Raw genomic sequence first — 16750 nt, 5'->3', positions numbered from 1 at the left:
CAGCCCGTTGTCCTTGGATCCAGGCGAGACCTTAGCGGCCCGGCATATCCAGCAGCATCTGATTCAGGCGCTTCACGAACCCTGCCGGGTCGTTCAGATTGCCGCCTTCGGCCAGCATCGCCTGATCGAACAGGATGTGCGACCAGTCGTCGAACTTCGCTTCCTCGTACTTCAAGCGCTGCACCAGCGGATGGTCGGGATTGATTTCGAGGATAGGCTTGTTCTCCGGCGCGTTCTGTCCCGCGGCCTTCAGCATGCGCAGCAGGTTGCCGGACAGTTCATGCTCGTCCGCGACCAGGCAGGCCGGCGAATCGGTCAGGCGGAAGGTGACGCGCACGTCCTTCGCCTTGTCGCCCAGCGCCGTCTTCATCTTCTCGACCAGTTCCTTGTACTGGTTCTCGGTTTCCTCGTGCTGCTTCTTCTCGGCCTCGTCTTCCAGCTTGCCGAGGTCCAGATCGCCCTTGGCCACCGACACCAGTTCCTTGCCTTCCACTTCATGCAGGAAGGACAGCATCCACTCGTCGACGCGATCCGTCATCAGCAGTACCTCGACGCCTTTCTTGCGGAAGATTTCGAGATGCGGACTGTTCTTCGCCGCGGCGTAAGACTCGGCGGTGATGTAGAAGATCTTGTCCTGGCCTTCCTTCATGCGGCCGATATAGTCGGCGAAGGAGACGTTCTGCACGTCGCTGTCGTTGTGCGTGGAGGCGAAGCGCAGCAGCTTGGCGATGCGATCCTTGTTGGCCTGGTCTTCGCCGATGCCTTCCTTGAGCACCTGGCCGAATTCTTTCCAGAAGGTGGTGTACTTGTCCTTCTGTTCCTGGTCCTCGCTGTTAGCCAGTTCTTCCAGCAAACCGAGCACGCGCTTGGTCGAGCCTTCGCGGATGACGCGGATGTCGCGCGACTCCTGCAGGATCTCGCGCGAGACGTTCAGCGGCAGGTCGGCCGAGTCGATCACGCCCTTGATGAAGCGCAGGTAGATCGGCATCAGCTGCTCGGCGTCGTCCATGATGAATACGCGCTTCACATACAGCTTGATGCCGCTGCGCTTGTTGCGGTCCCACAAGTCGAAGGGTGCGCGCTTCGGAATGTACAGCAGCTGGGTGTATTCGCTGCGTCCCTCGACGCGGTTGTGCGTATAGGCGAGCGGGCCTTCGAAATCGTGCGAGACGTGCTTGTAGAACTCTTCGTACTGCTCCGGCGTAATGTCGGATTTGCTGCGCGACCACAGGGCGCTGGCCTGGTTGACGGTTTCGAACTCGTCCTTGATGACGGTTTCCTTCTTCTCATCGTCCCATTCCTCTTTCTGCATCAGAATGGGCAGGGAGATGTGGTCGGAATACTTGCGGATGATCGATTTCAACTTCCAGGACGACAGGAATTCGTCCTCGCCTTCGCGCAGATGCAGCGTGATGTCGGTGCCGCGCGACGGCTTGTCGATCGGCTCGACGCTGAAGTCGCCTTCGCCGGCCGATTCCCAGCGCACGCCCTGCGCGGCGGGGAGGCCGGCGCGGCGGGTTTCCACCGTGATCTTGTCGGCCACGATGAAGGCGGAATAGAAGCCGACACCGAACTGGCCGATCAGCGCCGCGTCCTTCTGCTGGTCGCCGGAGAGTTTCGAGAAGAATTCCTTGGTGCCGGACTTGGCAATGGTGCCGAGGTGTTCAATGGTTTCCTCGCGGCTCATGCCGATGCCGTTGTCGGAAATGGTGATGGTGCGCGCGGCCTTGTCAAAGGTGACTTTGATCTTCAGGTCCGGATCGTTTTCAAACAGGCTGGCGTTGTTCATTGCTTCGAAACGCAGCTTGTCCGTGGCGTCCGACGCGTTGGAGATCAGTTCGCGCAGGAAAATTTCCTTGTTGGAGTACAAGGAGTGAATCATCAGTTGCAGCAGTTGCTTGACTTCTGCCTGAAAACCCAGGGTTTGCTTTTCGGTGACAGCCATTTTTTCCTCAAAAGTCGATGATGGAACGATAATTTTTTACCAATTATTGGGGCAGGTTGAAATATTTCAAGGCCCGCCGGGCAAGTTCCGCGTGTTGCCGATCGGAAGCGGACATTTCGATACAAATCTCTGGCCTGCTGACAAGTGCCGGATACAAAAGGACGAGAATATGAGGCAAGTTTTGCGGATCGAAACAGACACATGCCTATACGCAAGTTCCAGGCGCAGCGATACCATGGTGTCCGTCCGCTGTATTTAAGGGAATTTCATGGATTCACAAGCAGAAAAACACCGCGTCGGATCGCCATCCAGGCGCGCCGGGCGGAAATCCTTCATTGGCGTGCTCCTTGCGCTGCTGGCACTGGCGGCGCTGGGCTGGCTGGCATGGCACCTCACGCACCCGTCCGCGCAAGGCGGCGCGGGCTCCGGCGGACGCCGCGGCGGGCCGCCGCCGACCACGGTGGGCGTGGCAAGCGCCGAACGGACCGACCTGCCGGTTACGGTCGAGGCGCTGGGCACGGTCATGGCCGCCGCCACCGCGACCGTCCGTCCGCAGGTGTCGGGCGTGTTGAAAGAAGTGCACTTCCACGAGGGGCAGATGGTAAAGGCCGGCCAGCTGCTGGCGCTGATCGACCCGCGCCAGTTCGAAATGACGCTGATGCAGGCGACCGGGCAGCGCCAGCGCGACGAAGCGCAGCTGGAAAACGCGAAATTGGTGCTGGAGCGTTATCGCACGCTGCTCGGGCAGGATTCGATCGCGCGCCAGGACGTCGAGACTCAGGCCGCGCTGGTCAAGCAATTGGAAGGCACCGTCATCAGCGATCGCGCCAATGAAGGCACCGCCCGCCTTAACCTGGGCTATACCAGGGTGACGGCGCCGATCAGCGGTCGTGTCGGCTTGCGCGTGGTCGACATCGGCAACGTGGTCGGACCCGGCGACGCCAACGGCATCGTCGTCATTACCCAGACCGAGCCGATCGATGTCGAATTCGCCATGCCGCAGGACCGCATCGGGGAATTGCGCGCCCGCATCAACGAGGAGGCAAAAATGCCCGTCACGGCACTCGATCGCACGCGCAGCGTGGAACTGGAAACCGGACGCTTCCTCGCCATGGACAACCAGGTCGATGTGCAGACCGGAACGGTGAAGGCCAAGGCCCGTTTCGCCAACAGCAAGCACAGCCTGTTTCCCAGCCAGTTCGTCAACGTGCGTCTGCTGGTGCGCCAGGTCGAGGGCGCGATCCTGGTACCGATCAATGCCCTGCGGCACGGCAACAGCGGCGATTACGTCTACGTGCTCAATCCCGCCGAGCGCACCGTCGCACAGCGCCCGGTGACGCGGGGAGTGGTCGCCGGCGACAAGGTACAGATCGTCTCGGGCCTGAATGCCGGTGAGCAGGTCATTACCGAAGGAGCCGATCGCCTCAAGGATGGCGCCCATGTGAGCCTGCCGGGCGACCGGCCAGCCGCCGGCGAGCGGGGCGGACGCCAGGGCGGGCAGGGAAGAAATCGCGCAGGCTCCGGCAATTCTTCCTCGCCCGCATCCGGCGAGCCGCGCAGCCGGCCGGGAGCGGCCGCGCGATGATCGATCACCTGCCGTGCGCAGCGCCTTTCCAAGCAAATTGACAGCATGAGTCCATCCCGCCCCTTTATCCTGCGGCCGGTTGCCACGTCGCTGCTGATGCTGGCTATCGTCCTGGCCGGCATCATCGGCTACAAGTTCCTGCCGCTGTCTGCGCTGCCGCAGGTCGATTTCCCGACCATCCAGGTGCAGACACTGTATCCGGGTGGCAGTCCGGAAGTCATGAGCCGCAGTGTGACCGCGCCGCTGGAGCGCCAGTTCGGCCAGATGGCCGGCCTGCAGCGCATGAGTTCCACCAGCGCGGCCGGCGTTTCCATCGTCACGCTGCAATTCGGACTCGGTCAGACGCTGGATGTGGCCGAGCAGGAGGTACAGGCCGCCATCAACGCATCCGGCTCCTTGCTGCCGGCGGACCTGCCCGCGCCGCCGGTCTATGCCAAGGTCAACCCGGCCGATGCGCCGGTGCTGACCCTGGCGATCACATCCGACACGCTGCCGTTGACCGAAGTGCAGAACCTCGTCAATACCCGCCTCGCGCTGAAGATCAGCCAGGTGTCCGGCGTCGGCCTCGTCACGCTCTCCGGCGGGCAGCGGCCGGCGGTGCGCATCCAGGCTGATACCCAGTTGCTCGCTTCCTACGGGCTGGGCCTCGACAACCTGCGCACGGCGATCAGCGCTGCCAATGCCAACGGCGCGAAGGGCAACCTGGACGGGCCGACCCGTGCCTTCTCGATCAATGCCAACGACCAGTTGCTGACCGTCGATGACTACAAGAACCTGATCGTTGCCTACCGCAACGGCGCACCGGTGCGGCTGTCGAGCGTTGCGCAAGTGGTCGACAGCGCGGAAAACGTCCGCTTGGCCGCGTGGGCGGGCCTGAAGCCGGCCATCATCCTGAACGTGCAGCGCCAGCCGGGCGCTAATGTGATCGCGACCGTGGACGCGATCAAGAAGCGTCTGCCCGAGCTGGAGGCCGGCCTGCCGGCCTCCTTGCGCGTCGATGTGCTGAGCGACCGCACCGCCGGCATCCGCTCCTCGGTCGAGCATGTGGAGATCGAACTCATTCTCGCCGTCGTGCTGGTGGTGCTGGTCATCTTCGCCTTCCTGCATGACCTGCGCGCCACGGTGATCGCCAGCCTCGCGGTACCGATCTCGCTGATCGGCACTTGCGGCGCGATGTACCTGCTCGGCTACAGTTTGAACAACCTGAGTCTGATGGCGCTGACGATCGCGACCGGCTTCGTGGTGGACGATGCGATCGTGATGATCGAGAACATCGCGCGCTACGTGGAGCGCGGCGAAGCGCCGATGCAGGCGGCACTCAAAGGCGCGGCGCAGATCGGCTTCACCATCATTTCACTGACCGTGTCGCTGATCGCGGTGCTGATTCCGCTGCTCTTCATGGGCGACGTGGTGGGGCGGCTGTTCCGCGAGTTTGCGGTGACGCTGGCGATCACCATTCTGATCTCGGCGGTGGTGTCGCTGACCCTGGTGCCGATGATGTCGGCGCGCTGGCATTCCGGCCCGGAAAGCCGTCGTCACGGCGTCGGCGCGCGCATGCAGGCGGGGTTCGAACGCATCATCCATCGTTACGACACCGCGCTGCAATGGGTGCTGGAGCACCAGCCGCTCACGCTGCTGGTCGCGCTGGCAACGCTGGTGGTCACCGTGCTGCTGTATGCGCTGATCCCGAAGGGCCTGTTCCCCGTGCAGGACACCGGGCAATTGCAGGCACGGGTCGAGGCCGCCGAAAACGTGTCCTTCGCGCGCATGTCCGAGCTCCAGCAGCAAGCAGCCAGGGCCATTCTCGACGACCCCGATGTTGCCTCGCTCAGCTCGCTGGTCGGCGTCGATGCCGCTAGCAATACCATGCTGCATACCGGCAGCATGCTGATCAACCTCAAGCGCGGCCGCAGCGATCCTCAGCAGGAAACAATGGAGAGGCTGCGCGAGCGCGTCGGACGCATCGCCGGCCTCAAGCTGTACCTGCAACCGACGCAGGACCTGACGATCGATGCGGAAACCGGGCCGACGCAGTACCGCGTCTCGATGGAAGGCGCCGACAATGCCGCAGTCACGCAATGGGCCGGCCGGCTCGCGCAGCGCATGCGCGAAAGTGCCGAGCTGCGCAACGTGGTGTCCGACGCCGGCGTGAGCGGCACGACCGCCAATATCAACATCGACCGCGATACTGCATCGCGCCTGTCGATCTCGGCCGCCACCATCGACGACGCGCTCTACAGCGCCTTCGGGCAACGCATCATCTCGACCATCTTCACGCAAACCGACCAGTACCGCGTGATCCTCGAGGCGCGGCCCGACATCGCGACGCCAGGCTCGCTCGGCCAGTTGCCGCTGCGCACCGGCTCCGGCAAGACCACGCCGCTCAATGCCGTCGCCAGCATCAGCGAGGAAACCGCTCCCTTGCAGATCACGCATGTTGCGCAATATCCGGCCACCACCATCGGCTTCGACACTGCATCCGGCGCATCGCTGGGCCAGGCTGTCGATGCCATCCGGCAGGCTGCAAAAGACGTCAATCTTCCGCCTTCAGTCAGCCTCACTTTCCTTGGCGCGGCCAGCGCTTACCAGGCGTCGCTGACCAACCAGCTCTGGCTGATCCTGGCGGCGGTGGTGTGCGTCTATATCGTGCTCGGCGTGCTGTATGAAAGCTACATTCACCCGCTCACGATCCTCTCGACGCTGCCCTCGGCCGGCGTGGGCGCATTGCTGGCGCTCATCATTGCCGGCCACGATCTCGGCGTGATCGGCATCATCGGCATCATCCTGCTGATCGGCATTGTGAAGAAGAACGCGATCATGATGATCGACTTCGCCATCGACGCCGAGCGTAACGAGGGCAGGTCGCCGCGCGAGGCGATTCACCAGGCGGCGCTGCTGCGCTTCCGGCCTATCCTGATGACAACGCTGGCCGCGCTGTTTGCCGCCTTGCCGCTGATGTTCGGCTGGGGTGACGGCGCGGAGCTGCGCCGGCCGCTGGGCCTGTCGATTTTCGGCGGCCTGATCGTGAGCCAGATGCTCACCCTGTTCACCACGCCGGTGATTTACCTCGGCTTCGACCGCCTCGGACGTCGCTGGTCGCGCCCGCACACCGACGCAGCCGGAGACGCGCAGTGAATCTGTCCTCGCCCTTCGTCCGCCGCCCGGTTGCCACGGTGCTGCTGACCATCGGCCTCGCGCTGGCGGGCATCGCCGCCTTCTTCGTGCTGCCGGTTTCGCCGCTGCCGCAAGTCGAGTTCCCGGCCATCTCGGTGAGCGCGCGGCTGCCCGGCGCCAGCCCGGAAACCATGGCGTCCAGCGTCGCGACGCCGCTGGAGCGCAGGCTCGGCGTCATTGCCGGCGTCAACGAAATGACGTCCAGCAGCGGCAACGGATCGACCCGCATCAGCCTGCAATTCGACCTCAATCGCAAGATCGATTCCGCCGCGCGCGAAGTGCAGGCCGCGATCAATGCGGCGCGCGTCGACCTGCCTGCGACGCTGCGCAGCAACCCGACCTATCGCAAGATCAATCCGTCCGATGCGCCGGTGCTGATCCTCGCGCTGACATCGCAGACGCGCTCGCCCGGCCAGATCTATGAAGAAGTCTCGAACCTGGTGCAGCAGAAGCTGGCGCAGGTGCCGGGCGTGGGCGACGTGGAACTCGGCGGCGGCTCGCTGCCGGCGGTGCGGGTGGAACTGTTGCCGTTCGCACTCAACCGCAACGGCATCAGCATGGAAGACGTGCGCGCGGCGATCCAGGCGAGCACCGCCAACCGGCCCAAGGGCTCGGTCGAAGGCGAGGGGCGACGGCTGCAGATTTATTCGCAGGCCGGCGCGGACAGCCGCCGGCCCACCGCCGCGGATTATCGCGGCCTGGTCGTGGCCTGGCGTAACGGTGCAGCGGTGCGGCTCTCCGAAGTGGCGCAAGTCATCGACAGCGTCGAGGATACGCATACGCTCGGCCTGTTCAACGGCCAGCCGGCGGTGATCGTGCTGATCACCCGCCAGCCGGGCGCCAACGTGATCGAGACCGTAGACAGCGTGCGCGCATTGCTGCCGACGTTGCAGGCACAGTTGCCGCCGGATGTGCGCTTGCAGGTTGCGTCCGACCGCACCATCTCCGTTCGCGCCTCGCTCAAGGAAATCGAAATCACCTTGCTGATCGCGCTGGCGCTGGTAGTGCTGGTGGTCAGCGCCTTCCTGCGCAGCGCGCGCGCCACCATCATTCCCGCCGTGGCGACGGTAGTATCGCTGCTCGGCACCTTCGGCGTCATGTACTTGCTGGGCTTCAGCCTGAACAACCTGAGCCTGATGGCACTCACGGTGGCGACCGGTTTCGTGGTGGACGATGCGATCGTCGTGCTGGAGAACACCGCACGCCACATCGAAGGCGGCATGGATCGCTTCCGCGCGGCACTGCTGGGTGCCCGCGAGGTCGGCTTTACCGTGCTCTCGATCAGCCTGTCGCTGGTGGCGGTCTTCATTCCCTTGCTGTTCATGGGCGGGCAGGTCGGTCGGCTGTTCCGGGAATTCGCGGTGACGCTGTCGGCGGCGGTATTGATTTCCATGGTGATCTCGCTGACCACCACGCCGATGATGTGCGCGTGGCTGCTCAAGCCCCACACCGCGGATAGGCCGCAAGGCAGGATTGCACGCTTCTTCGAGCGCGGCTTCGGCCACTTGCAACGCGGTTATGCGCACAGCCTGGAGTGGGCGCTGTATCACCGCTGGCTGATCCTGCTGATCCTGGCGGCGGTGATTGGCTTGAACGTGTATCTGTTCATTGCCGCGCCGAAGGGATTCTTCCCGCAGCAGGATACCGGCCAGCTCAATGGCGGCCTGCGCGCGGACCGCAGCATTTCCTTCCAGGCGATGCAAGGCAAGCTGCGCCAACTGGTCAACATCATTCGCCAGGACCCCGCCGTCGATACGGTGGTTGGCTTCACGGGCGGCGGAAGGACCGGCGGCGGGTTCATGTTCGTCAATCTGAAGCCGGCCTCGGAGCGTACGGACAGCGGGCAGGCGGTGATTGCACGGCTGCGCCCGCAACTGGCGCGCGTCACCGGCGTCACCCTGTTCCTGAATCCGGTGCAGGACGTGCGCATGGGCGGACGGATGACCACGTCCACCTACCAGTACAGCCTGAAGAGTGACAACCGGGCCGATTTGCAGCGCTGGGCGACGCGCCTGGCCGACGCGATGAAGCAGCAGCCGGCGCTGATCGATGTCGATACCGACCAGGAGGAGTATGGCGTCGAAACCTTCGTCGATGTCGACCGCGACAGTGCGGCGCGGCTCGGCATCAGCTCGCGCGATGTTGACAATGCCTTGTACGACGCATTCGGCCAGCGCCAGGTCGCGACCATCTATGACGAGCTGAACCAGTATCACGTCATCATGGAGGTCGCGCCGGAATATGCGCGGGGTCCGCAGGCGCTCGGCGATATTTACGTGCCTTCCAAGGCCAATGCTTCCGTTACAGCGCAGGCGAGTGCCGCAAACGGCAATGCGACTCCAGTGATCAATCCCGGTCTGCGCGATCAATCCAGCGGACAGGCGATCAGCACCGCGCCGTCCACCATGGTGCCGCTGTCGGCGTTCGCCCGTTTCTCCGAGCGTGCCACGCCCGGTTCGATCACGCACGAAGATGCCGAACTCGATACGACGATCTCCTTCAATCTCGCCGACGGCTACAAGCTCGGCGACGCACAGCTGGCGATCCAGCAGGCTGAAGCGGATATTGGCATGCCGGCCAATGTGCGCGGCAGCTTTCAGGGCACCGCGCGCAGTTTCCAGGAATCGCAATCGCAGCAGCCCATGCTGATTGCGGCTGCGCTGATCGTGATCTACATCGTGCTCGGCATCCTGTATGAAAGCCTGGTGCATCCGATCACCGTGCTGTCGACGCTGCCGTCGGCCGGCGTGGGCGCGGTGCTGGCGCTGCTGATGTTCAACATGGAGTTTTCCATCATCGCGCTGATCGGCGTATTCCTGCTGATCGGCATCGTGAAGAAGAACGCGATCCTGATCATCGACTTCGCGCTCGAAGCCGAGCGTGCGCGCGGCATCTCCTCGATCGAAGCGGTGCGCGAAGCCTGTCTGCTGCGCTTCCGCCCGATCCTGATGACGACACTGGCGGCGGCGCTCGGCGCGCTGCCATTGGCGATCGGATTCGGCGAAGGTGCAGAACTGCGCCGGCCGCTCGGTGTCGCGATTATCGGCGGACTGATCGCCAGCCAGGTGCTGACACTGCTGACCACGCCGGTCGTCTATCTGCTGCTCGACAAGCTGCGCCGCCGCAAGCCCGACGAACGCCAACTGAGCCGGATCGCCAACGAGCCGTCGCCCGGCTCCGAACCAACCTGAAGTGATCGACCATGCCATCTTCTTTTCCGTCCTCGCGCCGCCGCACGCTTTGCCTGGGCCTGTTGCCACTCCTGCTTGGCGGCTGCGCGCTCAGCCCTGTGTATGAACGTCCGGCCACTCCGGCTCCCGCAGCGTTCAAGGAAGCGCAGGGCTGGGTCGCCGCCACGCCGTCCGACGCGCTCGATCGCGGCACGTGGTGGACCTTGTTCAATGATCCGGTGCTCAACGAGCTGGAATCGGCAGTCGAGGTGTCGAACCAGAACATCGCCGCTGCCACCGCTGCGTATGCGCAGGCGCGTGCGTTGGTGCAGCAGCAGCGCGCAGCCTTGTTCCCGGTTGTTTCGCTGGACGCCGGCGCGACACGCTCCGGAAGCGGCGGCACCTCGAGCACATCGTCCAGCGCGCGCACGGCCAGCAGCCGCAGCGGCAACAATGTGCAAGTAAGTATCGGTGCAAGCTGGGAGCCCGACGTCTGGGGCCGCTTGCGCGGAGCAGCGAACAGCGCCAGCGCAAGCGCGCAGGCCAGCGCCGCCGATCTCGCGTCCGCCAAGCTGTCAGCACAGGGGGAATTGGCGGCGAACTATTTTTCACTGCGCCTGGCCGATACGCAGGGAGCCTTGTTGCGCGACACGATCGCCGGCTATGAGCGTGCATTGCAGATCGCGCGCAATCGCTATGCTGCCGGCGTCGCCACCAAGACGGATGTGCTGCAGGCAGAAACGCAGCTCGCCAATGCGCAGGCCGATGAAGCCGGCGTCGCGCGACAGCGTGCGACGCTGGAGCATGCCATTGCCGTCCTGCTCGGCAAGGCACCGGCCGATTTTGCGCTCGCGCCAGCCGCATGGTCGGCCGTCGTGCCGCAGGTTCCGGCCGGTGTGCCGTCCACGCTGCTGCAACGCCGGCCCGACATTGCGGCCGCCGAACGGCGCGTCGCGGCAGCCAACGAACAGATCGGCATTGCGCGGGCCGCCTACTTCCCGAATATCGGACTGAACGCTTCCTACGGCTCGGCCGGCAGCCGCGTCGCGGACCTGTTCAGCGCGAGCACCACGGCCTGGTCGCTCGGATTGTCCGCCGCCCAGACCTTGTTCAACGCCGGCGCGACCGGCGCGCGCGTCGCGGGTGCGCAAGCCGCGCAGGAAGAGGCCGCTGCACGCTACCGGCAGACGGTGCTTGTCGCGTTCCAGGATGTGGAGAACCAGCTCTCTGCAGCACAGGTGCTGGCGCGTCAGCAGGACTTGCGGCGGCAGGCATCGCAGGCCGCGGACGAGGCGGAACGACTGATGCTGAATCGCTATCGCGCGGGACAGGTGTCGTTTTCGGAGGTGGTCAGTGTGCAGGCGACTGCCCTGAGTTCGCGGCGCGCGCTGGTGCAGGCACAGGCGGACCGGCAGACGGCTGCCATCGCGCTGATCCAGGCACTGGGCGGCGGATGGCACGCGGAGCCATGATGTTCAGAAGGTCTAGATAAAGTCGAGGATTAAAAGGGCTTGTCCACGGAAAACACGGAAGACACGGAAAATTCATTGTGGATTTCCGTGTCTTCCGTGTTTTCCGTGGACATCAACAGGCTTCCGGCGACATCCTTTGATTTCATCTGGATGAACTACTGGTCATTTCATCGATATGCCGTTCAAGGATGCGCAGCACGCCGCCCTGCGCCATGTTCGCGACATTGATCCGCATGCGCGTGGAGGGCAGCTGGCTCGGTGAGAACAGGCTGCCGGGCGCGAGCAGGTAACCTTCCTGCAACGCCTTCTCGGCCAGCACATTGGTGTCGCAGCCGGCATCAGCCCAGACGAACATTCCCGCCGGCGCCGTGATGTCGACCTTGATGCCGACGCGCTCCAATTGCTTGATGGTCTTGTCGCGCACTGCGTCGAGCTTGCCGCGCAGGCGATCGACGTGCTTGCGATAGTGGCCCTCGGACAGGATCTTGTACACGATGCGCTCACCCAGGTCGGAAGTGGTCAGCGTCGTGAGCATCTTGCGGTCGGACAGGCGCTTGGCCATTTCCTCGGAGGTGGCGATGAAGCCGACGCGTAAATTGGCCGCGAGCGTCTTGGAAAAACCGCCGAGGTAGATCACGCGGTTCAACTGGTCGAGTGCCGCGATGCGGGTTGCGGGCTGGACCGCGCTGCCTGGGTGCAGATCGCAATAGATATCGTCTTCCACGATGGTGACGTCATGCTGCTCGGCGATCTTCAGGATCTGGAAGGCTTTTGCCGCCGACAGCGAAGTCGATGTCGGATTGTGCAGCACCGAGTTGATCACATACAGCTTCGGCTTGTGCGCCGCCACCAGTTCGGCCAGCTTCGCGATGCCGGGCCCGTCCGGCAGGCGCGGTACGCCGACCACCTTGGCGCCCAGCGTGGCGAACGAGCCGAACATCAGGAACCACGCCGGATCGTCCACCAGGATGGTGTCGCCCGGCTGGGTGAAGTGGCGCGCAATCAGATCCAGCCCCTGCGTGATGCCGGAGGTCGTGACAATCTGGTCCGGCATCGCGGCGATTTCCAGTTCTGCCAGCTTCAGCTGCAATTGCTGGCGCAGCGGCAGAAAGCCTTGCGGATTGCCATACTGCAGCAGCAGGTTCTGGTGTTGCCGGCTGATCGCGCGCAGCCCGTTGGCAATCAGCTCGCCGTCCAGCCAGTCGCTCGGCAGCAGGCCGGAGCCCGGCATCTTCTCGGGCGGATGCTGGCGAAACATGTTGCGCACCAGCCAGACCACGTCCAGCTGTTGCGGCAGCGCGTCGATCGCGCGCGGACTGTTGCCCGCGACCGCCATCGGGGAGCGCTCCCGCACATAAAAACCCGAGCCCCGCCGCGACTCCAGATAGCCCTTCGCTACCAGGCGGTCATAGGCTTCGACCACCGTAAAGCGCGACACCCCGTGGGTCTCCGCGAATTGCCGGATCGAGGGCATGCGTGCGCCGCTGCGCAACAGTTTGTCATCGACGCGCGATTCGACGGAGCGCACGATCTGATCGACCAGCGATTCCCCCGCCTGGCGCGACAGCACTTGCGGCGCCGCGAGACTGAGTTCGGCGGGAGCTTTACGAGAGCGGGCTGTATTGGTCATTTTGCCGTGACAGTGATCAAATTTATTTGATTAACTGTACTGGTACTGTATCGGTAATGTCGATTAGGATAGTTCAACCACAAACAAACCGCAACCTCGACCATGACACATCAACTTCCCGACCGGAACGCGCTTGAAGCCGCCGCGCAAATCGTCTATCGCGCGATGCCGCCCACGCCGCAATATGCCTGGCCGCTGCTGCGCGAAGCGCTTGGCACCGAGGTCTGGGTCAAGCATGAAAACCACACGCCGACCGGCGCCTTCAAGGTGCGCGGCGGACTAGTGTACATGCACGAACTTGCCAGGCGTGCTCCGCAGGTCAAGGGCGTGATTTCCGCCACGCGCGGCAACCATGGTCAGTCGGTCGGCTTTGCGGTACGCCGTCAAGGGCTGCAGGCGACGATTGTCGTTCCGCATGGGAACAGCAAGGAAAAGAATGCCGCCATGCGCGCGCTCGGTGTGAACCTGGTCGAACACGGGAGCGAGTTCCAGGAGAGTCGCGAGCATGCGGCGCGGCTCGCCGACGAGCAGCAACTGCACATGATTCCCTCATTCCACCATGACCTCGTGAGCGGCGTCGCAAGCTACTGGATGGAATTCCTGAGCGCGCAACCGGAACTCGACACGATCTTCGTGCCGATCGGCCAGGGCTCCGGCATCTGCGCCGCAATTGCCGCGCGCAACGCATTGGGACTCGGCACCCGGATCATCGGCGTGGTGTCGGCGCATGCGCTTGCCTACAAATTGTCCTTCGAGCAGAAACGCAAGATCGAATCGCCGGTGACGGCGGTGATCGCCGACGGCATGGCCTGCCGTGTCCCGGACGAAGAGTCGCTCGCCATCATCATGAAGTACGCCGACGACGTCGTTGCCGTGACCGACGATGAAGTAGCCGCGGCAATGCGGCTGTACTACATCGCCACGCACAATGTCGCCGAAGGCGCCGGCGCCGCACCGCTGGCCGCAGCCATGCAGATGACGGATCGCCTGCGCAGACGCAGGATCGGCGTGCCGCTGTGCGGCGGCAATGTGGACCATGACCAGTTTGCACGTATCCTGTCAGCTGATTCCTTTTCCTGAGATGGAGATCGATGCATGAGTGCAGTCATCAGGCAGGAAAGCCGCGGCATGTGGCTCGGCACCATCGGTGTCGCGATTTTCAGTCTCACCTTGCCGTTCACCCGGATGGCGGTGGCGGAACTGAATCCCGTGCTGGTAGCGCTCGGCCGCGCGGTCGTGGCGGCAATCGGTTCGGGCTTGCTGCTCTGGTGGCTGGGCGCGCCGCGTCCGACGCGCAGTCAACTGCGTGCGCTTGCCGTCATTTCGCTGGGCGTGGTGGTCGGTTTTCCCGTGCTCTCGTCGATTGCGATGCGTTACGTGCCGGCTTCGCACGGCGCGATCGTGATTGGCGTCTTGCCCCTGGCAACCGCCTTGTTCGGCGCATTGCGTTTCGGTGAGAGGCCGTCCGTCGGATTCTGGATTGCAGCGATTGCGGGCAGCGCCCTCGTGATTGCCTTTGCATTGTGGCAAGGCGGGGGAACATTACATGCCGCCGATTTCGCCCTGTTCGGCGCGGTGGTCGCGGCAGCGATGGGATATGCCGAAGGTGGCCGCCTGTCGCAAACCATGGGCGGACAGCAGGTGATTTCCTGGGCATTGCTGCTTTCCATGCCGATTCTGTTGCCGGTCACAGTCTGGCTCGGCTGGCGTTACGGCATCGATGCATCGCCGAAAGCCTGGATAGGATTCGGTTATGTTTCCCTTTTTTCGATGTTTATTGGGTTCTTCTTTTGGTATAAAGGTTTGGCGCTGGGCGGGATTGCGCGGGTCGGGCAGGTGCAATTGCTGCAACCTTTCCTGACACTGATTGGCGCGGCACTCATTCTCGGCGAGAAGATGGATGCAAATACCGTCTTGTTCGCCATCGCCGTGGTCGCAGTCGTCGCCGTTGGACGCCGCATGACGATCAAGAGGTAAAATCATCATCTTTTTACGCCTGTAACCGGCGCCAGCCACACTTATTCCTGGAGCGCATCTTGTCAGTCTACGAAAAACTCAAAGCCCTCAACATCGATCTGCCGGCTGTCGCTTCACCTGCGGCTGCCTATGTGATGTATGTGCAAACCGGCAACACGATATTCATTTCCGGTCATATCGCAAAGAAAGACGGCAAGCCCTGGGTCGGCCAGCTCGGCAAGAACATGAACACCGACGAAGGCAAGCAGGCCGCACGGTCCGTCGCCGTCGATCTGATCGCGACCCTGCAGGCGGCCTGCGGTGGCGACCTCAATCGCGTCAAGCGCATCGTCAAGGTCATGAGCCTGGTGAACTCGACGGCTGATTTCACGGAGCAGCACCTGGTCACCAACGGCGCGTCCGAGCTGTTCGGCGAAGTATTCGGCGAGCAGGGCAGGCATGCGCGTTCCGCCTTCGGCGTCGCGCAGATTCCGCTCGGCGCGTGCGTCGAAATCGAGCTGATCGCAGAAGTCGCCTGAACCGCAACAAGCACATCGCCCCTTTATTGACCGGCCCGCTCCATGGAAACCTATCATCCGCCCTCAGTCGCCTCGCTCGACCACATCCTTCCCGAAGAACCCTTGCTGATGATGGGCGCCGGACCGGTGCCCATTCCGCACAAGGTCGCCTACGCCAATTCCATCGTCATCAATCATCTTGGCGAGACGATGAACAAGGTGATCGAGCAGGTGAAGGAAATGGGCCGTTACGTTTTCCAGACCGCATCTTCACATGTGCTCGGCGTCGCCGGCCCCGGCTCGGCGGCCATGGAAATGGCGATCTGCAATCTGGTCGCGCCGGGCAGCAAGGTGCTGGCCATCTGTAATGGCTATTTCAGCCGTCGCATGGCCGAGATGGCAACACGCGTCGGCGCGGAAGTCACCGTCGTGACCGTGCCTGACAATGAAGCCGCCCAGCCGGACATCATCGAGCAGCACCTGAAGCAGGGCGATTACCAGACACTCACGATCGTGCAGGGCGAGACCTCCAACACCGTCTTCAACCGTCATCTGGAAGCCATTGCGCGCCTCGCCAACTCGTACGGCTGCATGGTGATCGTCGATGCGGTGTGCACCTTGAGCACCATGCCGCTCGAGATGGACCGCTGGAAGGTGGACGCGGTGATCACCGGCGGGCAGAAGGGCCTGTCATCGATCCCCGGCGTTTCCCTGCTCGCGTTTTCGGAAAATGCATGGAAGCGCATCGAGGCGCGCGAGAAGCCGATTACGCACTGGTGCCTCGATGCACTGCTGGCCGACAAATTCTGGAACCAGAAGTCGTATCACTACACCGCGCCGGTATCCGGGATCCTCGCGCTGCACGAGGCGCTGCGCCTGGTTTGCGATGAAACGCTGACGCGCCGTTTCCGCCGTCACGAACTCTGTTCCAAGGCCCTGCAACGCGGCATCGAAGCCATGGGCCTGAAACTGCTGGTGCCGGAGCCCGTGCGCCTGAATTCGGTGGTCGGCATCACGATTCCCGACGGCGTGTCGGCGGACGCGGTCAGAACCCATATGTCGCGCGTGCATCGCGTGGAAATTTCCGGCTCCTTCGGATTGAACATCGTGCGCATCGGGCAAATGGGCGAACAGAGCCGCGCGCACAATCTGTTCAGGACGCTGCACGCGCTGGGATCGAGCATGCAATATGCGGGCGCGGTGCTCGACCTGCCGTCGGGCATTGCCGAACTCGAGAAAGGCCTGTCGGAAAAATTTTTCGTACGAGGCGCGGACGCACAAATCTAGAACCCGTGATCGC

The 16750-nt window shown here is 63.4% G+C and carries 10 protein-coding genes; 8 read left to right on the top strand and 2 right to left on the bottom strand.

Annotation, left to right across the window (positions count from 1 at the left end):
• Positions 1-31: 31 nt before the first annotated feature.
• Positions 32-1945: a molecular chaperone HtpG gene (htpG, locus tag VJ651_RS07800; protein WP_324106906.1), complete on the bottom strand. Its 1914-nt coding sequence runs from the start codon at positions 1943-1945 to the stop codon at positions 32-34.
• Positions 1946-2213: 268 nt separating this feature from the next.
• On the opposite strand from htpG, the gene VJ651_RS07795 reads away from it, so the two are divergent.
• Genes VJ651_RS07795 through VJ651_RS07780 form a run of 4 tightly spaced genes read left to right on the top strand, consistent with a single transcriptional unit; the run spans position 2214 to position 11346 of the window.
• Positions 2214-3530, top strand: coding sequence for an efflux RND transporter periplasmic adaptor subunit (locus tag VJ651_RS07795; protein WP_324106905.1), 1317 nt, complete (start codon positions 2214-2216; stop codon positions 3528-3530).
• A gap of 45 nt (positions 3531-3575) precedes the next feature.
• On the top strand, positions 3576-6665 hold the full coding sequence (locus VJ651_RS07790; RefSeq protein WP_324106904.1) for an efflux RND transporter permease subunit: 3090 nt from the start codon (positions 3576-3578) through the stop codon (positions 6663-6665).
• Positions 6662-9895 carry an efflux RND transporter permease subunit gene (locus VJ651_RS07785; RefSeq protein ID WP_324106903.1) on the top strand — a complete coding sequence of 1078 codons (3234 nt, stop codon included), beginning with the start codon at positions 6662-6664 and terminating at the stop codon, positions 9893-9895. The genes VJ651_RS07790 and VJ651_RS07785 overlap by 4 nt, the downstream gene beginning before the upstream one ends.
• Positions 9896-9906: 11 nt before the next feature.
• Positions 9907-11346 (top strand): efflux transporter outer membrane subunit, encoded by a 1440-nt coding sequence (locus tag VJ651_RS07780; RefSeq protein ID WP_324106902.1) that lies wholly within the window; start codon positions 9907-9909, stop codon positions 11344-11346.
• 142 nt (positions 11347-11488) lie between these two features.
• Here VJ651_RS07780 and VJ651_RS07775 read toward each other — a convergent pair whose 3' ends face one another.
• Complete coding sequence (locus tag VJ651_RS07775) at positions 11489-12976, bottom strand: PLP-dependent aminotransferase family protein (RefSeq protein WP_324106901.1); 1488 nt, start codon at positions 12974-12976, stop codon at positions 11489-11491.
• A 102-nt stretch (positions 12977-13078) separates the two neighbouring features.
• Here VJ651_RS07775 and VJ651_RS07770 point away from each other — a divergent pair, with 102 nt between their 5' ends.
• From VJ651_RS07770 to VJ651_RS07755, 4 genes are read left to right on the top strand one after another with little or no spacing between them, the layout of a single operon-like run.
• Positions 13079-14056 carry a threonine dehydratase gene (locus VJ651_RS07770; protein WP_324106900.1) on the top strand — a complete coding sequence of 326 codons (978 nt, stop codon included), beginning with the start codon at positions 13079-13081 and terminating at the stop codon, positions 14054-14056.
• 15 nt (positions 14057-14071) lie between these two features.
• On the top strand, positions 14072-14953 hold the full coding sequence (locus VJ651_RS07765) for a DMT family transporter (RefSeq protein WP_324106899.1): 882 nt from the start codon (positions 14072-14074) through the stop codon (positions 14951-14953).
• Between the two features lie 59 nt (positions 14954-15012).
• The gene (locus tag VJ651_RS07760) at positions 15013-15471 is read left to right on the top strand and encodes a RidA family protein (protein ID WP_324106898.1); all 459 of its coding nucleotides are present in this window, start codon (positions 15013-15015) and stop codon (positions 15469-15471) included.
• Between the two features lie 42 nt (positions 15472-15513).
• On the top strand, positions 15514-16737 hold the full coding sequence (locus VJ651_RS07755) for a pyridoxal-phosphate-dependent aminotransferase family protein (RefSeq protein ID WP_324106897.1): 1224 nt from the start codon (positions 15514-15516) through the stop codon (positions 16735-16737).
• Positions 16738-16750: the final 13 nt, after the last annotated feature.

Origin of the sequence: Noviherbaspirillum sp. (assembly GCF_035254865.1) — a bacterium.
GTDB lineage: Bacteria > Pseudomonadota > Gammaproteobacteria > Burkholderiales > Burkholderiaceae_D > Noviherbaspirillum.
The sequence above is the reverse complement of the archived record's forward strand: the minus strand, read 5'-3'. Positions and strand labels throughout refer to the sequence as shown.

Coding starts and splice junctions, on each gene's coding strand:
- htpG (WP_324106906.1), bottom strand. CDS start 1,945: ATGGCTGTCACCGAAAAGCAAACCCTGGGTTTTCAGGCAGAAGTCAAG.
- VJ651_RS07795 (WP_324106905.1), top strand. CDS start 2,214: ATGGATTCACAAGCAGAAAAACACCGCGTCGGATCGCCATCCAGGCGC.
- VJ651_RS07790 (WP_324106904.1), top strand. CDS start 3,576: ATGAGTCCATCCCGCCCCTTTATCCTGCGGCCGGTTGCCACGTCGCTG.
- VJ651_RS07780 (WP_324106902.1), top strand. CDS start 9,907: ATGCCATCTTCTTTTCCGTCCTCGCGCCGCCGCACGCTTTGCCTGGGC.
- VJ651_RS07775 (WP_324106901.1), bottom strand. CDS start 12,976: ATGACCAATACAGCCCGCTCTCGTAAAGCTCCCGCCGAACTCAGTCTC.
- VJ651_RS07770 (WP_324106900.1), top strand. CDS start 13,079: ATGACACATCAACTTCCCGACCGGAACGCGCTTGAAGCCGCCGCGCAA.
- VJ651_RS07765 (WP_324106899.1), top strand. CDS start 14,072: ATGAGTGCAGTCATCAGGCAGGAAAGCCGCGGCATGTGGCTCGGCACC.
- VJ651_RS07755 (WP_324106897.1), top strand. CDS start 15,514: ATGGAAACCTATCATCCGCCCTCAGTCGCCTCGCTCGACCACATCCTT.